General features: G+C 72.6%; 22 protein-coding genes and 1 pseudogene. 17 read left to right on the top strand and 6 right to left on the bottom strand.

What is annotated here, in order from left to right:
* Positions 1 to 9: 9 nt before the first annotated feature.
* From MVA48_RS02900 to MVA48_RS02960, 13 genes and pseudogenes are all read left to right on the top strand, one after another.
* Positions 10 to 1,266: a cytochrome P450 gene (locus tag MVA48_RS02900; protein WP_246985618.1), complete on the top strand. Its 1,257-nt coding sequence runs from the start codon at positions 10 to 12 to the stop codon at positions 1,264 to 1,266.
* 1 nt (position 1,267) lies between these two features.
* A complete protein-coding gene (locus MVA48_RS02905; RefSeq protein ID WP_246985620.1) occupies positions 1,268 to 2,356 on the top strand; it encodes a PEP/pyruvate-binding domain-containing protein in 1,089 nt (362 codons plus the stop codon).
* A gap of 74 nt (positions 2,357 to 2,430) precedes the next feature.
* The gene (locus MVA48_RS02910; protein WP_246985622.1) at positions 2,431 to 2,925 is read left to right on the top strand and encodes a hypothetical protein; all 495 of its coding nucleotides are present in this window, start codon (positions 2,431 to 2,433) and stop codon (positions 2,923 to 2,925) included.
* A complete protein-coding gene (locus MVA48_RS02915; RefSeq protein WP_246985624.1) occupies positions 2,868 to 3,830 on the top strand; it encodes a hypothetical protein in 963 nt (320 codons plus the stop codon). Before MVA48_RS02910 ends, MVA48_RS02915 begins: the two co-directional genes overlap by 58 nt.
* Positions 3,831 to 3,865: 35 nt before the next feature.
* A complete protein-coding gene (locus MVA48_RS02920) occupies positions 3,866 to 4,264 on the top strand; it encodes a PEP-utilizing enzyme (RefSeq protein WP_246985626.1) in 399 nt (132 codons plus the stop codon).
* The gene (locus MVA48_RS02925) at positions 4,261 to 5,019 is read left to right on the top strand and encodes an SDR family NAD(P)-dependent oxidoreductase (RefSeq protein ID WP_246985628.1); all 759 of its coding nucleotides are present in this window, start codon (positions 4,261 to 4,263) and stop codon (positions 5,017 to 5,019) included. The genes MVA48_RS02920 and MVA48_RS02925 overlap by 4 nt, the downstream gene beginning before the upstream one ends.
* Before the next feature lie 46 nt (positions 5,020 to 5,065).
* A complete protein-coding gene (locus tag MVA48_RS02930) occupies positions 5,066 to 5,386 on the top strand; it encodes a 2Fe-2S iron-sulfur cluster-binding protein (protein WP_246985630.1) in 321 nt (106 codons plus the stop codon).
* 2 nt (positions 5,387 to 5,388) lie between these two features.
* Positions 5,389 to 6,663, top strand: a complete 1,275-nt coding sequence (locus tag MVA48_RS02935) for an NAD(P)/FAD-dependent oxidoreductase (protein WP_246985633.1) — start codon at positions 5,389 to 5,391, stop codon at positions 6,661 to 6,663.
* Positions 6,660 to 7,328 (top strand): HD domain-containing protein, encoded by a 669-nt coding sequence (locus MVA48_RS02940; RefSeq protein ID WP_246985635.1) that lies wholly within the window; start codon positions 6,660 to 6,662, stop codon positions 7,326 to 7,328. The genes MVA48_RS02935 and MVA48_RS02940 overlap by 4 nt, the downstream gene beginning before the upstream one ends.
* A 134-nt stretch (positions 7,329 to 7,462) precedes the next feature.
* Positions 7,463 to 8,775 (top strand): annotated as a pseudogene (locus MVA48_RS02945) (aldehyde dehydrogenase family protein).
* A 398-nt stretch (positions 8,776 to 9,173) separates the two neighbouring features.
* Positions 9,174 to 9,407: a hypothetical protein gene (locus tag MVA48_RS02950; protein WP_246985637.1), complete on the top strand. Its 234-nt coding sequence runs from the start codon at positions 9,174 to 9,176 to the stop codon at positions 9,405 to 9,407.
* A 134-nt stretch (positions 9,408 to 9,541) separates the two neighbouring features.
* A complete protein-coding gene (locus MVA48_RS02955) occupies positions 9,542 to 9,943 on the top strand; it encodes a universal stress protein (protein WP_246985639.1) in 402 nt (133 codons plus the stop codon).
* Between the two features lie 226 nt (positions 9,944 to 10,169).
* Positions 10,170 to 10,355, top strand: a complete 186-nt coding sequence (locus MVA48_RS02960; protein WP_246985641.1) for a hypothetical protein — start codon at positions 10,170 to 10,172, stop codon at positions 10,353 to 10,355.
* Positions 10,356 to 10,364: 9 nt separating this feature from the next.
* Here the strand turns inward: MVA48_RS02960 and MVA48_RS02965 are convergent, their stop codons facing one another.
* On the bottom strand, positions 10,365 to 11,585 hold the full coding sequence (locus tag MVA48_RS02965) for an MFS transporter (RefSeq protein ID WP_246985643.1): 1,221 nt from the start codon (positions 11,583 to 11,585) through the stop codon (positions 10,365 to 10,367).
* A gap of 17 nt (positions 11,586 to 11,602) precedes the next feature.
* On the opposite strand from MVA48_RS02965, the gene MVA48_RS02970 reads away from it, so the two are divergent.
* The 3 genes from MVA48_RS02970 to MVA48_RS02980 all read left to right on the top strand — a co-directional run bounded on the left by MVA48_RS02970 (position 11,603) and on the right by MVA48_RS02980 (position 13,183).
* The gene (locus MVA48_RS02970; RefSeq protein ID WP_246985645.1) at positions 11,603 to 11,830 is read left to right on the top strand and encodes a hypothetical protein; all 228 of its coding nucleotides are present in this window, start codon (positions 11,603 to 11,605) and stop codon (positions 11,828 to 11,830) included.
* A 45-nt stretch (positions 11,831 to 11,875) separates the two neighbouring features.
* Positions 11,876 to 12,043: a hypothetical protein gene (locus MVA48_RS02975; protein WP_246985647.1), complete on the top strand. Its 168-nt coding sequence runs from the start codon at positions 11,876 to 11,878 to the stop codon at positions 12,041 to 12,043.
* A 165-nt stretch (positions 12,044 to 12,208) separates the two neighbouring features.
* Entirely contained in the window at positions 12,209 to 13,183 is a 975-nt protein-coding gene (locus MVA48_RS02980; RefSeq protein WP_246985650.1) for a patatin-like phospholipase family protein, read from the top strand.
* A 59-nt stretch (positions 13,184 to 13,242) separates the two neighbouring features.
* Here the strand turns inward: MVA48_RS02980 and MVA48_RS02985 are convergent, their stop codons facing one another.
* Genes MVA48_RS02985 through mqo form a run of 3 tightly spaced genes read right to left on the bottom strand, consistent with a single transcriptional unit; the run spans position 13,243 to position 15,365 of the window.
* Complete coding sequence (locus tag MVA48_RS02985) at positions 13,243 to 13,404, bottom strand: zinc ribbon-containing protein (RefSeq protein WP_246985652.1); 162 nt, start codon at positions 13,402 to 13,404, stop codon at positions 13,243 to 13,245.
* Positions 13,405 to 13,453: 49 nt separating this feature from the next.
* Positions 13,454 to 13,816, bottom strand: a complete 363-nt coding sequence (locus MVA48_RS02990; protein ID WP_246985655.1) for a DUF1330 domain-containing protein — start codon at positions 13,814 to 13,816, stop codon at positions 13,454 to 13,456.
* A gap of 46 nt (positions 13,817 to 13,862) precedes the next feature.
* A complete protein-coding gene (gene mqo, locus MVA48_RS02995; protein WP_246985657.1) occupies positions 13,863 to 15,365 on the bottom strand; it encodes a malate dehydrogenase (quinone) in 1,503 nt (500 codons plus the stop codon).
* A 209-nt stretch (positions 15,366 to 15,574) separates the two neighbouring features.
* Between mqo and MVA48_RS03000 the strand changes: the two genes are divergently transcribed.
* Positions 15,575 to 16,369 (top strand): alpha/beta fold hydrolase, encoded by a 795-nt coding sequence (locus MVA48_RS03000; RefSeq protein WP_246985659.1) that lies wholly within the window; start codon positions 15,575 to 15,577, stop codon positions 16,367 to 16,369.
* Here the strand turns inward: MVA48_RS03000 and MVA48_RS03005 are convergent.
* Both MVA48_RS03005 and MVA48_RS03010 read right to left on the bottom strand, forming a co-directional pair.
* On the bottom strand, positions 16,354 to 17,502 hold the full coding sequence (locus MVA48_RS03005; protein ID WP_246985661.1) for a flavin-containing monooxygenase: 1,149 nt from the start codon (positions 17,500 to 17,502) through the stop codon (positions 16,354 to 16,356). The two genes, MVA48_RS03000 and MVA48_RS03005, sit on opposite strands and share 16 nt — an antisense overlap.
* 37 nt (positions 17,503 to 17,539) lie before the next feature.
* Positions 17,540 to 18,538 (bottom strand): YihY/virulence factor BrkB family protein, encoded by a 999-nt coding sequence (locus MVA48_RS03010; RefSeq protein WP_246985663.1) that lies wholly within the window; start codon positions 18,536 to 18,538, stop codon positions 17,540 to 17,542.
* Positions 18,539 to 18,549: the final 11 nt, after the last annotated feature.

Consider the following 18,549-nt stretch of genomic DNA (forward strand, 5'->3'; position numbering starts at 1 on the left):
GAGCCATTCGTGCCCCAGTCCCTCGACACACCCATCGCACCGGCCGCCTGCCCGGCCCATCACGGTTACCAGCCTTTCGCCCAGGACGACCCGTTCCCGGCGTACGCGGCCCTGCGCGCCGAGCAGCCGGTGATGTTCGACGAGCGCATCGGCTACTGGGTCGTCACCCGCTACGACGACGTGAAGGCGGTCTTCGAGGACTGGCACACGTTCTCCAGCGAGAACGCCCAGGCGCCGGTGCGGGAGCGCGGCGCGGAGGCGAAGCGGATCATGGAGGAGGGCGGGTTCACCGCCTACTCCGGTCTCTCCGCGCGCATCCCCCCGGACCACACCCGGATCCGCAAGATCGTCTCCCGCGCCTTCACGCCGCGCCGGTACAAGGCGCTCGAGCCGACGATCCGGGCCAACGTCGTCGGGCAGCTCGAGGCCATGCTCGCCCACGAGAGCCGCACGGGTGACCTGGTCGCCGACCTCGCCTACGACGTGCCCACGGTGACGATCCTGACCCTGATCGGGGCGGACACCTCCCAGGTGGCCACCTACAAGCGCTGGTCGGACTCCCGCGCCGCGATGACGTGGGGCGACCTCACCGACGAGGAGCAGGTGCCGCACGCCCACAACCTGGTCGAGTACTGGCAAGAGTGCCAGCGGCTGGTCGCCGACGCGCACGCGAACGATCGGGACAGCCTCGTGGGCGACCTGGTCCGTGCGCAGGCTGCCGGTGAGGAGATCAGCGACCACGAGATCGCCTCGGTCTGCTACAGCCTGCTGTTCGCCGGCCACGAGACGACGACGACGCTGATCTCCAACGCGCTGCGCGTGCTGCTGGCCCACCGCGACCAGTGGCAGCAGGTCGTCGACGACCCGGCCCGGATCCCAGCGGCCGTCGACGAGGTGCTCCGGTACAGCCCGTCGATCGTCGCCTGGCGCCGGCGGGCCACCACGGACGCCACCGTCGGCGGGGTCGCCATCCCGGCCGGGGCGGACCTCCTGCTCGTCATGGGCTCGGCCAACCGGGACGAGGAGCACTTCGCCGAGCCCGACGTCTTCGACATCGCCCGGCCCAACGCCCGCGAGCACCTGGCCTTCGGCTTCGGCATCCACTACTGCCTCGGCAACATGCTGGCCAAGCTCCAGGCGCGGATCGCCGTCGAGGAGACCGCCCGCCTCGCCCCGGGACTGCGGCTGGCCGACGAGCCGATCCACTTCGGCGACAACCTCTCCTTCCGCGCGCCGGTGCGCGTGCCCGTCACCTGGGGGAACTGACGTGACCGACACCCGATTCATCCAGTTCTTCGACGGCGGCTGCCCGCCCGAGCACGACCTGCTCGGCGGCAAGTGCGCCTCGCTGGTGACCATGACCGCAGCCGGCATGCCCGTGCCGCCCGGCTTCGCCGTGACCACCGCCCATTACGACGCCGTCGTGCACCGCTCCGGAATGTCCGACGCCATCGCCGCGGAGCTGTCCGGCCTCGACCACCACGACGTGGCGGCCGTGGATGCGGCCTCCGAGCGGATCCGCGACCTGATCCGTTCCCGCGAGGTGCCCGCCGACCTGCGCCAGCAGGTCCTCGACGCCTACGACGCGCTGCAGTCGCGGTTCCTCGAGGAGGTGCCGGTCGCCGTCCGGTCCTCGGCCACGGCGGAGGACCTGCCCGACGCCAGCTTCGCCGGTCAGCAGGACACCTACCTGTGGGTCCGCGGCCGGGACGCCGTCCTGGAGGCGATCCGCTCCTGCTGGGCCTCGCTGTACACCAGCCGTGCGATCACCTACCGGCTGAAGAACGGCATCCCCGACGAGGGCCTGTCGATGGCCGTCGCCGTGCAGAAGATGGTCAACTCCCGCAGCTCCGGCGTCGCCATGACGCTCGATCCGTCCACCGGCGACCGCTCCAAGATCATCGTGGACGCCAGCTACGGGGTCGGCGAGATGGTCGTGTCCGGCCAGGTGACCCCGGACAACGTCGTCCTCGACAAGGTGATGCTGTGCGTCGTCTCCGAGACGGTCGGGGACAAGCATGCCGAGCTCGTCCCAGACCGGGCCGCCGGACGGCTCGTCGAGCGCGAGGTCGACGCGGAGCGCCGCGGCCGGCGCTGCCTCACCGACGAGGAGCTCACCGCGGTCGCCACCCTCGCCAAGCGGGCGGAGAAGCACTACGGCTGCCCCCAGGACGTGGAGTGGGCCTTCGACGCAGACCTCCCGCCGGGGCAGGACCTGCTGCTGCTCCAGGCCCGGCCGGAGACCGTGCACTCGGCCGTCGCCCCGAGGTCCGCGCCCGAGCCCGCTGCCTCCCCTTCCGGCTTCAGCCTCTCGAGCATCACGTCGTCACTGATAGGCGGCCCCGCCAAGCCCTGACTTCCCGCACCACCGCTCCGCCCGCGAGACGCCCGCATGGCCTCGCGGTCCCCAGCCAACGACAGGACACGCCCATGACCGCCGTGCAGCCGACCCTCAAGTCGTTCCCGAAGCCCTCCCAGCTCCCGGTGCCCGCGGGGGCGGAGGGGTGGGAGCAGCTCTACCCGTACAACCTCGTCTTCGGCAACCTCAGCGGTGCCGAGGACGAGAAGTTCTGGTTCTGCGACAGCCAGCACTGGCCGACGGTGTTCAAGCCGTTCGAGACCATCGGCGGGGAGTTCGCCGTCAAGTGCCTGGGCCAGTACAACACCCGGCACCTGCTCATCCCGCCGGCCAACGGCATCGAGTTCAAGATCCACCTCGGCTACCTGTACATGAGCCCCGTGCCGGTGCCGGAGGACCAGATCGCCGCGCGGGTGCCCGAGTTCGAGCGCCGGGCGGCCACTACTTCCAGAACTGGGCGAGCCTGCTCGAGCAGTGGCGCTCCAAGGTGCAGGCCACGATCGCCGAGATGGAGCAGCTTAGCTTCCGGCCGCTGCCGGACATGGTGCCGTTCGACGACATCGTGAGCGGCAAGGCCAAGGACGGCTCCGAGGTGCTCATGGAGAACTACGACCGGCTGATCCAGCTCTGCTACCAGAACTGGCAGTACCACTTCGAGTTCCTCAACCTCGGCTACCTCGCCTACCTGGACTTCTTCGGGTTCTGCAAGCAGCTCTTCCCTGGCATCCCCGACCAGGCCATCGCGAAGATGGTCCAGGGCGTCGACATGGAGCTGTTCCGCCCCGACGACGAGCTGAAGAAGCTGGCGGCGCTGGGGGTGCGGCTCGGTCTGCAGCCGGCGTTCGAGGACACCGACGACGTCGAGGCCACCCTGGCCCGCGTCGGCGCGGCCGAGGGCGGCCAGGAGTGGCTGGCCGCCTACACCGAGGCCCAGGACCCGTGGTTCAACTTCACCATCGGCAACGGCTTCTACGGCCACGACAAGTACTGGATCGAGCACCAGGAGATCCCGCTCGGGTTCATCAAGGACTACATGCGCCGGCTGGACAACGGTGAGCAGATCCTTCGGCCGGTCGAGGCGCTCATCGCCGAGCGCGACCGCGTCGTCGCCGAGTACCGGGACCTCGTGGCCCCCGACCAGCAGGCGCTGTTCGACGCCAAGCGTGGTCTGGCGGCCACCGCCTACCCGTACGTGGAGAACCACAACTTCTACATCGAGCACTGGACCATGGGCGTCTTCTGGCGCAAGGTCCGCGAGCTCGGCGCGGTGTTCGTCGAGGCCGGGTTCTGGGCCGAGCCGGAGGACATGCTGTACCTGACCCGCGGCGAGGTGCGCGACGCGATCTTCGACTACGTCACCGGCTGGGCCGTCGGCGCGGAGGCGACCGGTCCGCACTACTGGCGGCGGAGATCGAGCGGCGGCGGGGCATCATCGACGCGCTGTCCAGCCAGCGGCCGCAGCCGGCCCTGAACACGCCGCCGGCCCAGATCACCGAGCCGTTCACGATGATGCTCTACGGCATCACCACCGAGCAGGTGCAGCAGTGGCTCGGCAAGGACGACCCCGACAGCGACGGCGCCATCACCGGCATGGCCGCGTCGCCCGGCGTGGTCGAGGGAGTCGCCCGCGTGATCACCAGCGCCGACCAGCTCGGTGAGGTGCAGCAGGACGAGATCCTGGTCGCCACCATCACGGCGCCGTCCTGGGGTCCGATCTTCGGCAAGATCAAGGCCACCGTCACCGACATCGGCGGCATGATGAGCCACGCCGCGATCGTGTGCCGGGAGTACGGGCTCCCGGCGGTCACCGGGACGGGCAGCGCGTCGACCACGATCCGGACCGGTCAGCTGATCAGGGTCGACGGCTCGCGCGGCCGGGTCGAGGTCCTGGCGGACCGACCATGACCGAGCCTGAGGGGGCCGGCCGCACGGTGCTCGTCACCGGCGCGGCCGGCGGCCTCGGCCGCAGCTTCGCCGTCGGCTTCGCCGGGCGCGGCTACCGGGTGGCCGTGGCCGACCTCGACGTCGCCGGCGCGGAGGAGACCGCGCGGCTGGTCGAGAAGCACGGGACTGCGGCGTGGTCCGGCCGGATCGACGTCACCGATCCCGACTCCGTCGCCGAGACCGCGGCCGCCGTGGCCGCGTTCGGGGACGGCCGCATCGACGTCGTCGTCAACAACGCCGCCATCTACGCGACCGTCACCCGCTCGCCCCTGGAGGAGATCGACCCGGGCGAATGGGACCGGGTGATGGCGGTGAACCTGAAGGGCCCGTGGCTGGTGGTCCGCGCCTGCAGCCCCCACCTGCCCGACGGCGGGCGGGTGGTGAACCTCTCGTCGGCCACGGTGTTCAGCGGCTCGGAGAACTGGCTGCACTACGTGGCGTCCAAGGGCGGGGTCATCGCGCTCACCCGCGTCATGGCCAAGGAACTGGGCCGGCGGTCGATCACCGTCAACGCCATCGCCCCCGGCTTCACCCTCACCGAGGCCAGCTACGGGCTGATGGAGAACGCGGCGCAGTACGGCGTCGACCGCGGCGCGCTGCGGCGGTCCAGCACGCCCGAGGACGTCGTCGGCGCGGCGCTGTTCCTGGCCGGCCCCGACAGCGCGTTCATGACCGGCCAGACGCTCGTCGTCGACGGCGGCCGGCAGTTCATCTGATCCCGAGACCGACGCCAGGAACATCGACGCGAGGAACGAGGAACCCATGCCCAAGGTCACCTTCACCGACAGTGCCGGGGACAGCCGGACCGTCGACGCCAATGCCGGGGACTCCGTCATGGAGACCGCCGTGCGCAACGGCGTGCCCGGGATCGTCGCGGAGTGCGGGGGATCGCTCTCCTGCGCCACCTGCCACGTCTTCGTCGACCCGCAGGACTTCCCGTCCCTCCCACCCATGGAGGACATGGAGGACGAGATGCTCTACGGCGCGGCCGTCGACCGCGAGGAGACGTCCCGGCTGAGCTGCCAGATCCGCGTCACCGACGACATGGACCTGCACGTCACCACCCCCGAGACGCAGGTGTGACCGTGGCCGGGCTCCTGGTCATCGGCTCGTCGCAGGCCGGCGTGCAGCTGGCCGTGTCGCTCCGGGCGCTGGGCCACGACGGACCGATCACGCTCCTCGGCGACGAGAACCACCGGCCCTACCAGCGGCCGGCGCTGTCCAAGGACTTCCTGCAGGGCCTCATCACCAAGGAGTCCCTGATCTTCCGCACCCAGGAGTACTGGGACGAGCACCGCATCACCGTGGTCAAGAACGAGCGGATCGTGCGGATCGAGAAGAAGGACGACGGCTCCGGGACGGCGTTCGCCCGCTCCGGTGCCACCTTCGACTTCGACCGGCTGGCGCTCACGGTCGGCGCGCGCGCCCGTCGCCTGCAGCTGCCGGGCGCGGACCTGCCCGGTGTCCTCTACCTGCGCAACGCCGACGACGCCCTCGAGCTCAAGGCCCGCGTGCCGGCGGTCCAGGACGTCGTGGTCGTGGGTGGCGGGTTCGTCGGGCTCGAGGCCGCGGCCAGCCTCACCAAGATGGGCAAGCGGGTCACCGTGCTCGAGGCCGCGCCCCGGCTGGTCGGCCGCGCCGTCGGACCCGAGGTGTCGGAGTACCTGCGGGCGCACCACTCCGCACGCGGCATCGACATCGTGGTGGGGGCCCAGCTGGCCCGGCTGGTTCCGCGCGGTGACGCCGTCGGCGCCGTCGAGCTCGCCGACGGCCGGCAGATCCCAGCCGACCTCGTCCTGATCGGCATCGGCGTCGTCCCCAACACCGAGCTGGCCGAGTCCATCGGACTGGTGTGCGACGACGGGATCCGGGTGGACGAGTACGGCGTGGCCTCCGACGGCGTGACCGTCGCCGTGGGCGACTGCGCCAACCTGCCCAACCCCGTGCCCGGATCGCCCCCGGGTGACCGCGTCCGCTTCGAGAGCGTGAACAACGCGATCGAGCAGGCGAAGGTGGCCGCCTACGCGATCACCGGCCGCAAGGAGGAGTACGCCGGCATCCCGTGGTTCTGGTCGAACCAGGGCGACCTGAAGCTGCAGATCGCCGGTCTGTCCCAGGGCCACGACCGGACGCTGGTCCGCCGGGACGAGGCCAAGGACAAGTTCGCCGTCCTCTACTACCGCGGCGACCGCATCATCGCCGCCGACTGCATCAACGCGCCGCTGGACTTCATGGCCGTGAAGGCGGCGCTGGCCTCCGGCTCCGACATCCCCTACGAGCAGGCCGCCGACCCAGCCGCCGTCCTGAAGAAGATCACCGTTCCCGCAGCATCCGCAGAGACGAGGACCCCGCCGTCATGAGGACGCCACTGCCGCCGACCCCCGTCCCCGCGGCGGGGCCGGTCGACACCTCGCCCATCTCGCTGGGCCCCAGCCGGGACACCGACCTCGACCCCATCTGGTCGGCGGTCGTGCCCGAGACCCGCACCCGGAGCAACGACATCCACCTGCCGATCTCGCTGGCCTATGCCGAGCGGCTCTGCGACGCCCATCCCGACGCGGACCGGCTCGTGGTCCGGGTGGCGATCCTCCTGCACGACACCGGCTGGGGTCGGGTCGACGAGGACCGCATCCTGTCCGAGGGCTTCAGCGGCGACTGGCGCAAGGCGGCGATCCGCTTCGAGCACGAGAAGCAGGGCTGCATCATCGCCCGCGAGGTGCTGCCGCCCCTGGGCTACGGCGGCGACTTCGTCGACGCCGTCGTCGACATCATCGACGGGCACGACACCCGCAAGGAGGCGCGGACGCTCGAGGACGCGCTCGTGCGCGACGCCGACCGGCTGTGGCGGTTCGACCATGCCGGCATCGCCCTGGCTTCCGGCTGGTTCCGGATGGACCCGGCGACCTACGCCGACCGGCTCGGCCGGGAGATCGTCCCCGAGTTGCTGACCGAGGCCGCGATCGCCATGGCCGGGGCCGACCTGGCCCGTTCGCAGGCACTGCTCAAGACCGGGGTGCTCAGGTGACCACGGCGCAGGTGGACCGCCGCGAAGGGCTGGCCCTGCCGTACACCGACGTCGACGACCTGTACATCGAGGGGGCGTGGCGGCAGGCGGTGAGCCGCGAGCGCATCGACGTCGTCGACCCGGCCACCGAGGAGGTGTGGGCGTCGGTCCCCGATGCCGGCCCCGAGGACGTCGAGGCGGCCATGGCCGCCGCCGACCGAGCCTTCCATCACGGGCCGTGGCCCCGGCTCTCGCCCTCCGAGCGGGCTGCGTACCTCCTCCGAATGGCCGACGAGATCGAGCGCCGCGCCGAGGTGATGGCGCAGACCAACACCCGGGAGAACGGGTCCCCCGTCGCCGAGACGAGGGGTGCGGCAGCGAACGCGGCAGGCATCCTGCGGCACGTCGCCGGCCTGGCGGCGTGGCTCGAGGCCGAGGACGTGCGTCCGTTCCCGGCCGGTGGCGCCGAGTCGGTGGTGCGCCGCGACCCGGTAGGCGTCAGCGTGCTCATCGCGCCGTGGAACTTCCCGATCAACCTCATGGTCGTCAAGCTGGCGCCCGCCCTGCTGGCCGGGTGCACCACGGTGCTCAAGCCGGCGGAGACCACGCCGCTGTCCATCCGGTTCGTCGTCGAGGCGGCGCACGCCTGGGCGTGCCGGCCGGGGTGGTCAACCTGGTCACCGGCGCCGGCGCCGTCGGGGAGTCCCTCGTGCGCCATCCCCGCACCGCCAAGGTCGCCTTCACCGGCTCGACCGGGGTGGGACGACGGATCGCTGCCGCCTGCGGAGAGCTGCTGCGGCCGGTGACGCTGGAGCTCGGCGGCAAGTCCTCGGCGATCGTGCTGCCCGACGCGGACCTCGACGAGATGGCCGGTGTGCTGCTGCGGTCGTGCATGCGCAACACCGGGCAGACCTGTTACATCTCCACCCGCATCCTCGCTCCGGCCGAGCGCTACGACGACGTCGTCGACATGGTCACCCGCACGGTCGCCGACGGCGTGCTCGGCGACCCGTTCGACGAGGCCACGATGTTCGGACCGCTCGCGACCCGCCGGCAGTACGAGACCGTCCTCGATTTCCTCGCCTCGGCCCGCGACGAGGGGGCACGGGTGACCACCGGAGGGCGGCCTGCGGACGTCGAGCGGGGCTGGTTCATCGAGCCGACCGTGCTCGCAGACGTGACGCCGGACATGCGGGTCGCCCGCGAAGAGATCTTCGGCCCGGTGATCACGATCCTGCGCTACCGGACCCTGGACGAGGCGGTGGAGATCGCCAACGGCACCGGGCTCGGCCTGGGCGGCATCGTGTTCGGCTCCGACCCGGACGCTGCCCTCGCGGTCGCCGACCGGATGGACACCGGATCAGTGGGCATCAACTTCTTCGCCTCGAACCACAACGCCCCGTTCGGTGGCGGCACGACTCCGGGCTGGGCGTGGAGTACGGCGTCGAGGGCCTCTCGGCCTACCTGACCTACAAGTCGATCCACCGCCGGAGTCGATGAGTCCGCGAGGCTCCTGTGGTTCACCTCCCGACACGACGGCCGATCCATCGGGGTCACGACATGGCTCTCATCCACATCGATTCGTTCTCCACCCTCGACCTCGTCGGGCGGGCCCCCGGCGGTCCCGACGAGGACCCGGACGAGGGGGTTCCCGTCCGGCGGGGCTGGCGGGCCCCTTCGACGAAGTGGCGGGGACGCAGGTCATGGCCACGTACGAGCACGCCGACGCGCTCCTGCTCGGCCGGAGGACGTACGACATCTTCGCGTCGTTGTGACCCGACCAGGAGGGCGGTCGGAACGACGAGCCGCTCGTAGTCGGGTTCCGGTTCGGGATGCGGTGCGCGAGCATCCGCTCGGCCTGGCACGGTGGTCGCCGCCCGCAAGTACAGCTGGCCGGCGGTGCGGATGTGCCGGGCCCCCGGCGTCTTCGGCCTGACCGACGAGCTGGTCGGTGAGGCCGCCCGCGCCTGGAGGAGAACCGGCGTGCCGGCGTCCTCGACCGCGGCGGCCGCCTCCGGCAGGCGGCGGCATGCGCGGTCGACTTCGTCGATCAGTCCGCCGGAGTTCAGCATCGCGACCACGCTGAGGTCGTACGAGTAGGCCCGTCCGGGAAGTTCACGAACACCGGGAGGTTCTCCTTGTCGATCGGCTGTTCCGTGTCGGGACGGACGGTGCGGTGGAAGCGCCGTGACCCCTGGCCGGCAAACCATGACCATGGATGGCAAGCTGAGCGCATGAGCGACAGCGTGGTAGTGGGCTGGATCGACACCGCGGAAGGACAGGCTGCGGTCGAGGCCGCCGTCGAGGAAGTCCGCCGGAGGAAGGGCCGTCTGGTGATCGTGCACTCGTCGCGGGGCGGCGACGAGGACGCGGCCACCGTGGTCAGGACCCGCGACGCGCTGGCGGAGCTGGAGGCGCGGCTGGGCGCCGAGGGCCTCGAGGTGACCGTGCGCGACTACGTCCGGGGCAACGACCCGGCCGAGGACCTCATGGACGTCGCCGAGAAGGACGGCGCCGCGCTGATCGTCATCGGCCTGCGCCGCCGTTCGCCGGTCGGCAAATTGCTCATGGGCAGCAACGCGCAGGAGATCCTGCTCAGGGCCGAGTGCCCGGTTCTGGCGGTCAAGGCGAAGTAGTCGACAGACGGCGGCGCCGGCACGGCCATCCGAGATCGACCGAGGCCGCCGCGGGCGGTCCTCCTGACGTCGCCGTCGCCGGCACGGCCCTGGGCGTCTCCGCCACGTTCGGATCCTGACGCAGGAGCGGCTGAGGCGGCCATCGGCGTCCCGATGTGGCCGGCACCGTGCTCGTTCTGGTCGCCGGCAGCGAGCGGATCCCACTGATGCAGCGCCGGCTCGTCAGGTGCTCCCGCTCAACCTCGGCATCCGGGCCATGCCGCCGCCGGTGGAAGTCGGTCAGCTGGTCGAGGCGATGTGGTGGCACCCCGCCTTCGACGACGACCCGGAGCACGCCTACCGCGCGACGTCGTCGTCCGGGCGACGGAACTCGCCGGGGGAGGCGCCGTCATCGCACAACTGCGAGTCATGACGGGACGTGTCAGGCCTTGGCGGTCGTCGGCCGGAGCACCCGGCCGAACGTCAGGGCGCCCAGTCCGGCGACCACGACCACCACCAGCGCGACGCGCAGGCTCGTCGCGTCGGCCAGGACGCCGATCAGCAGAGGCGAGACCAGGAAACCGATCCGCAGCAGCCAGTTGATGACCGCCAGCCCGGTGCCGCGCCGCAGCCCGGGCAGCTCGTCCGCGGCGTGGTACGTGGCGGGGATCAACGTGGCGACCCCCAGCCCGGCGAGCGCGAACCCGACCAGCGTCGTCAGCACCGACGGCCAGGCGAGGGCGAGGCCCATGCCGGCCGCGATCATGGCGCCGCCCACCTGCGCGACCAGTCGCTGACCGAACCGGTCGACGATGCGGTCGCCGGTGAGCCGCCCGATCGTCATCGCTCCCTGCAGGGCGACGAACCCGAGGCCCGCGGTCGCCGCGCCGGCCGCGAGCTCGGTGCGCAGGTAGAGGGCGCTCCACGAGGCGCCGGCGTCCTCGACGAAGGCACCGCACACGCCCAGCGCGCCCAGCGCGGCGAGGGCCAGCACGGCGGTGCGCCGTCCCGGCGCGGGAATGCCGTCCGCGGTGGCGACGGGCTCGGGCTCCCGCTCGTCGTCGTCCCGGCCGGGCAGCAGGATGCGGAAGACCAGCAGGGCCACGATGCCGAAGACGATCGCGGACGCGCCCATGTGGAGGGACAGCGGGATCGCCAGCCCGGCCGCGGCCGAGCCGAGCAGGCCGCCGCTGACCGCGCCGATGCTCCAGAGGCCGTGCAGGCCGTTGAGGATCGACCGCTTGTACAGGCGCTGGACGCGCAGGCCGTGCGCGTTCTGGGCGACGTCGATGATCGCGTCGAGCGCCCCGGCGACGAGGAAGGCCGCGGCGAGGAATCCCCAGTTGGGCGCCACGGCGACGAACCAGACGATCACCCCGAGCAGAGCGAGCGCGGTGCTGGCCACCCGGGCCGACCCGAACCTCCGGATCAGCGGAGCCGACCACAGCGCGGCGAGCAGCGCACCGAGCGGCATAGCGGCGATCGCCGCGCCGAGCGAGGAGTTGCTCAGGTCCAGGGCTGCCTTGATCTCCGGCAGCCGCGGCACGAGGTTCGAGTAGAGGACCGCGTTCAGGAAGAAGCAGATGGCCACGCCCACCCGGGCGCCGCGGAGCCGCCTGACGGAGAAGGGTGCGGTCGGTGCGAGGGGGCCGGGCGCGGACACCAGGAGATGATGCCGGAGTGCCGCGCCTCCTCGTCGTCCACCACACGCCCTCGCCGGCCATGCAGGCGCTGCTCGAGGCGGTGCGGGAGGGCGTCGCGATGGTGGACGACGTCGACCTCGACGTGCGGCCGGCCCTCTCGGCCGGGGCGGCGGACCTGCTCGCCGCGGACGGCGTGCTGCTCGGCACCCCGGCCAACATCGGCTACATGTCCGGAGCGCTCAAGCACTTCTTCGACACCGTCTAATACCCGTGCCTCGATGCGACGGTCGGCCTGCCCTACGGCGTCTACGTGCACGGCAACGACGACACCGCCGGGGCGCTGAACGGGATCCAGAAGATCACCGGAGCCCTTCGCTGGAAGCAGGTGGCCGCGCCGCTCAGCCTCGTCGGCGCGCCCGGCCGGGACGAGTTGGAGGCGTGCCGGGAACTCGCCGCCACGGTCGCCGTCAGCATGTGACGCCTGTCCCCCGTCCGGGTCGTTTCCTTCCGGTGCGCCCGGGGCAGGGTCCCTCGTGGCGTCCGGACGGGTGGAGAGCACCGCCCCGTGCCGGGCCACGGCATCACGAGGCGGCATGTCCAGCACGAGGACGACGGAGACGAACGCGACCCACCGGAGCGCAGCATGACGCGCGTCGGCCTGGTCCTGGGCGGCGGCGGAGTCGTCGGACAGGCGTACCACGCGGGCGTGCTGGCGGTCCTCGAGCACGACCTCGGGTTCGACCCACGCACCGCCGACATGATCGTCGGGACGTCGGCGGGCTCGATCACCGGCACGCTGCTGCGGCTCGGTGTCCGCGCCGAGGACCTCGCGGCGTGGACGGTGAAGGCGCCGCTGTCCGACGACGGTGCGCTGCTCCGGCGCATCGCCGAGACACCACCGCCGCAGCTGGCGCCGCTGAACCCGCTGCGCATGGCGCTGCGGCCGATGCAGCTGCCGAACCGGCACATGATCCGGCGGGCGCTGATCCATCCGTGGCGGTTCCGGCCACTGGCCGCGGGGATGGCCCTGATGGCCCCGGGGCAGCACGACATCGTCGAGCAGCTGGCCGCGTTGCGCGAGGTCGAGCAGCCGGGCTGGCCGGCGTCGGCGCTGTGGATCTGCGCCGTCCGCCGGCGGGACGGGCACCGGGTCGTCTTCGGCCGGCCCGGGTCGCCCACCGCCCCGACCCACCTGGCGGTGGCGGCGTCCTGCGCCGTCCCCGGGTACTTCGCCCCCGTCCAGATCGGCGGGCGCAGCTACATCGACGGAGGCGCGCACTCACCGACGAACGCGGCCCTGCTGCGGGGCACCGGGCTCGACGTCGCCATCGTGGTCTCGCCGATGAGCGGACCGCCCGGGCTGCGTCCCGACTTCTACGCGGCCAGCCGGCGGCACTCGGCGCGCCTGCTGCAGCGCGAGGTCCGGGCGCTGGAGGCCGCCGGGATCCGCACCGTGGTCTTCCAGCCGGGTCCGGCCGAGCAGGCCGTCATGGGCGACGACATGATGTCCAGCGAGCGGCTCGACCAGGTGATCCAGCAGGCCTTCCTGGGCGCCGGCGCGCGGGCCGCCGAGCCGGAGGTCGCCGAGGCGCTGCGGATGGCCGCCGAGGCGGCCTAGGAGCCTGCTGAACCCCAAGGCCGGCAGGTGTCCGGGGAGCGGGCCCGCAAAAGGTGGTGTCACGTCTTGTTGCCCGGCTCGTTGCGCCGGGTCTCGAACGTCTCGTGCCCGTTGGGGCACAGCGGGATCGTGTCGCCCTGCGTGACGTGGACCTTCCCCGAGCAGTGGGCGCAGTAGAAGTCGCCCGTCTGCTGTGCCTTCTCGCCGGCGTGGGCAGCCATCGGTCCTCCTCGATCCGGGACGACGCTGAGGTACCCGCCACCGCGCGCGCTACCAGGGGGTGGTCGCCTGCAGCACGGCCTCGGTCAGCGCGCCGGTCCGCAGGCCGGTGACCTCCTGGTAGTCGGGGTCGGCCACCATCGCGCTGAAGGCCTCGCGCGAGGGGTAGCGCACCAGCAGCACGGCGTCCCACGCCTGACCGTCCTCGGCCACCAGCGCCGTCGAGCCGTCGCCGGCGTAGAGCACCTCGCCGCCGTACCGGGGGAGGAACGTCTCGGAGAGCGCCCGGGCGTACTGCGCGTACGACTCACGGCCGCCGTCGGCGAAGCGCAGCAGGTTGAGCATCACGACCGGGCCGCCCGGGTCCTCCTGGAGGAAGCGCTTGAGGTCTGCTCCGCGGGGGTCGACAGCCATGCCCCGGAAGCTAGCAATCGCACCCCCGCGGGCCGGGCCCGGGGACTCAGCCGTTGAGCTCGAGCACCTGCATCGTGTCGGCGCGGACCTCGGCCAGCAGCGCCGGGTCGTCGGCGAGGCGCCGTCCGTAGGACGGGATGGCCTCCTGCAGCGCCGGGCGCCACGCCGGGATGCGGTTCGGGAAGCACTGCTCGAGCAGGCCGAGCATCGCCGACACGGCGGTCGAGGCGCCGGGGGAGGCCCCCAGCAGTCCGGCGATCGTGCCGTCGCCGCCGACGACCAGCTCGGTGCCGAACTGCAGGACGCCGCGGCCGGTCGCCGGGTCGCGCTTGATGACCTGCACCCGTTGCCCGGCGGTGATCAGCTCCCAGTCGTGCTGCTCGGCCTCGGGCACGAAGTGGGTGAGCGTCCGGTGCCGGTCGGCCCGGGACTGCAGCAGCTCACCGATCAGGTACCGGGTCAGGGCGAGCTCGGTCCGGGCCACGCCGAGCATCGAGCCCAGATTGTTGACCTTCACGCTCCGCGGCAGGTCGAACATCGAGCCGGCCTTGAGGAACTTCGGGGAGAAGCCCGCGTACGGCCCGAACATCAGGGAGTGGTCGCCGTCGATCAGCCGCAGGTCCAGGTGCGGCACCGACATCGGGGGCGCGCCGACGGCGGCCTGGCCGTAGACCTTGGCCTGGTGGCGGCCGACCAGCTCGGGCGAGGTGGCGCGCAGGAACTGGCCGCTGACCGGGAAGCCGCCGAACCCGCGGATCTCGGGGATGCCGGCCCTCTGCAGCAGGGGCAGCGCGCCGCCGCCGGCGCCGACGAACACGAAGCGGGTGCGGACGGTGCGCAGCTCGCCGGTGACGGTGTCCCGGACGGTGACCGCCCAGCGGCCGTCGGCTTCGCGGGCGAGGTCCTGCACGCGCTGGTTGCAGTGCAGCGTGACGCCGCGCTCGGCGACGTCGTCGAGCATCAGGCGGGTGAGCGCGCCGAAATTGACGTCGGTGCCGGCCGCCGACCGGGTGGCGGCGACGACCTGGCGCGGGTCCCGGCCGGTCATCATCAGCGGCAGCCACTCGGCGAGCTCGGCCGGGTCCTCGGTGTACTCCAGGCCGGCGAACAGCGGCTCGGCGGCCAGTGCCCGGTGGCGGGCGCGCATGTAGGCGCGGCCGTCCTCACCGGTGACGAACCCCAGGTGCGGAACCGGGGTGATGAACTCCTTCGGCGAGCCGGTCATGCCGCCGCGCACCAGGTGCGCCCAGAACTGTCGCGAGACCTGGAACTGCTCGTTGATGGTGAGCGCCTTGCCCGGGTCCACCCGGCCGTCGTGCGCGGCGGGCGTGTAGTTGAGCTCGCACAGGGCCGCGTGACCGGTGCCGGCGTTGTTCCAGGCGTCCGAGCTCTCGCCGGCCACGTCCGGCGCGGACTCGAAGACGGTGACGTCCCAGTCCGGGGCGACGACGCCGATCAGCTGGGCCAGCGTGGCGCTCATGATGCCGCCGCCGACCAGGACCACGTCGGGGTTCGCGCTGTCAGGTACCGGCCTGCGCTCGGAAGTCACGTTCGCCTCTCTGGCTGATCACGGATCGCGCCGGAGGCGCTGCACCTTGATCGTCGGCCGAGAAGTGCCCGAACATGCAGCTCGCGGGGTGTGAGGTATCTCCGCTCCGTGAGACACGCCATAGATCGGCCTCGAGCGAGCCGTCATCCGGCTCGTCGGCGGCCCCAGGGTCGTCCGCGGGGTCACCCGCACGGAGGACGGGAGACGAGATGGAGCGGACGACGTCGGCCGACGGGACGGCGATCGCGTACGACGTGACGGGCGAGGGGCCGCTCGTCGTCGTCGTCGGCGGGGCGTTCAACGAGCGGGCCACCTGGACCGACCTCGCCGAGGCGCTCGCCGCCGAGGGGTTCACCGCCGTCTCCTACGACCGGCGCGGGCGCGGCGCCAGCGGCGACACCGAGCCGTACGCCGTCGAACGCGAGATCGAGGACCTCGCCGCCGTGATCGCCGCCGCCGACCCGGGCGGCCCGGTCTACGCGCACGGGGTCTCCTCGGGCGGCGCGCTGCTCTTCCGCGCGCTGGCGGCCGGAGTCGGCGTGGCCCGCGCGTCGGTGCTCGAGGTGCCCTACCGGATCGACGGCGCCCCACCGGCGCCCGACCGGTACATCGAGACGCTCACCTCCTACGTCGAGGCCGACGACCGGGACGGTCTCGTCGAGTACTTCCAGACCCGCGTGGTCGGCCTGCCGCCGCACCTGGTCGAGCAGTTCAAGCAGGACCCGATGTGGCCGAAGCTGGCGGCCCTCGCGCCGACGCTCGTCCACGACGGCCACGTCCTGGGCGGGAACGACCACTCGTTCCCGGCCGAGCTGCTCGCGAGCATCCGTGTGCCGGTCCTGGCCGTGACCAGCACGGGGACGATGTCGTGGATGGGCGGGACGTCGGAGGCGGTCGCGGCGGCGGTGCCGGACGGCCGCGCCGTGCGGCTCGAGGGCGGCTTTCACCAGGTGCCCCCGCCGGCGCTCGCCCCGGCGCTGGCGGCGTTCTACCGGGAGGGCTGACGCTCGCGGGCGATCGCCCGTGCGGCGGCCCGGGCGTCCAGCGAGATCTGGAAGAGCAGTCCCTTGAGCGGGTTGGACAGCCCGACGAACCGGAGACCCGGCGCGCTCGGGTGCGTGCGGGCGCCGTGCACGACGGGGGCGCCACGCCCGTCGAGGACGCCGAGGTGCCCGACGACCGGCTCGAGCCCGCGGCGGTAGCCGGTGGCCGCGATGATCACCTCCGGCCTCAGCCGCGTGCCGTCGGCGAGCTCGACCTCGCTGCGGTCGACGGACTCGACCGCGGCCACCGGCGTGACCCGGCCGGCGCGCAGCTGCTCGATGAGGCCGACGTCGATGGTGGGCGTCACGCCGGTCGCGCGCGCCTGCGCGACGACCCCGTTCCGGGGGGCCGGGAGCCCGTACTGCGTCAGGTCCCCCACGAAGCGGCGCTGCAGCAGCCGGTTGACCGGGTCGGCCAGCCAGGCGGGGGAGTGGTCGAGCGAGATGCCGAGCAGCGTGGTCGGCACGGGCCCGATCGAGCGCGGGATGACGTTCGGCGGCGTGCGCACCGCCAGGTGCACCCGCCCGGCGCCGCCCTCGGCGAGGTCGGCCGCGATCTCCGCGCCGGTGTTGCCTGCCCCGACGACGAGGACGTCCGCGCCGGCGAACGGCGCCGCGTTGGCGTACTCCGACGCGTGCAGCAGCTTTCCGGCGAACGAGTCCACGCCCGGCCAGGCGGGCACGACCGGCTCGGCGTTGTAGCCGGAGGCCAGCACGACGTGGCGCGCGCGGATCGGCGTGCCGCCGGTGTCCGCCGCCCATCCGTCGCCGTCCCGCTCCAGTCGTCGCACCTCGGTGCCGAACCGGGGCCGCAGGCCGTGGTGCCTGGCGTAGTCGGCGAGGTAACGCACCATGTCGTCGCGGGCCACCCAGCGGCCGGCACTGCGGGGGATGCGCAGGCCGGGCAGCGCCGACTGGACCCGCGGAGTGTGCAGGTGCAGCCGGTCGTAGCGACCGCGCCAGGAGTCGCCGACTGCCGTCCCGCGGTCGACCAGCAGCGCCTCCACGCCGCGCCGGCGCAGCGACGCGGCGACCGCCAGGCCCGCAGGCCCGGCGCCGACCACGAGGACCGGGGGATCTCCGTCGACCGCCACGGCGACACCCTGCCGCACCGGCGGGGCCTGGGGAAGATCAGGACGGGTCGCCGGGATAGGGCGGGGCGCTGTCGGCCACCACCGCTCCCCGCTCGCCCCGGGGGCGCTCCGGCCCCACGGTGGAGTCCCGGACCGTCTGGCGCTCGGTCTCGGCGTTCACCGCCGCACCGAGGAGCACCTGGAACACGGTGAGCCAGAGCCAGAACATGCTGATCGCCACCCCGGCCAGCGATCCGTACGTCGTCTCGTAGCTGCCCAGCGTCTGCACGTAGGCGAACAGCGCCGCCGACGTGCCCAGCCACAGCAGCGTGGCCACGACCCCGCCCGGCGTGATCCACCGCCAGCGCGCTTGGGCGCGGTCGGGGGCGAAGCGGTACAGGACGTCGAGGGCCCCGGCCATCACCGTGCCGAGGACCAGCCAGGTGAGCACGGGCGCCGCGGCGCGGACCGGCCCGGGTGCGGCGTCCACCCACTCGGAGACGAGGTCGGCGGCGGCGAGGACGGCGCCGACCAGCAGCGCGCCGCCCAGCACGAAGAGGGCACCGAGGCCCATGCGCCGGAGGAAGCGCCGGGTCTCCGTCTCGTGGTAGGCCAGCGTCAGGGCGTCGATCAGGTACGTGGCCGCGGTGGTCGCCGTCCACAGGGCGACGACCAGACCGGTGATCCCGCGGACGGTGAGCACTTGGCCCGAGGCGGTCGTGATCGTGGTGAGCTGGTCCTCGACCAGCGGCCGCAGCTCCTCCGGCAGCATCCGCACGACGTCCGAGAGCTGTGCCAGCGCCTCCTGCGGGGTGTTGATCGCGGCGTAGACCGACACCGCCGTGACCAGCACCGGCGCGATCGACAGCAGGGCGAAGAAGGAGATGCCGGCGCTGTAGAGCATCAGCCGCTCGTCGAGCGCCCGCCGCAGGACCCGGCGGACTATCCGGCCCCAGCCCCTCGCCGTGATGCTCCCCGGCGACGTCGCGTCCTCCGCGGGCGTGCCGCCCCCCGGCTCGTCCGCCGTCGGAGTGCCGTCCGCCCGGGTCTGGGCCATGGCGGCTCTAG

Origin of the sequence: Blastococcus sp. PRF04-17, from assembly GCF_023016265.1 — a bacterium.
Taxonomy (GTDB): Bacteria; Actinomycetota; Actinomycetes; order Mycobacteriales; family Geodermatophilaceae; genus Blastococcus_B.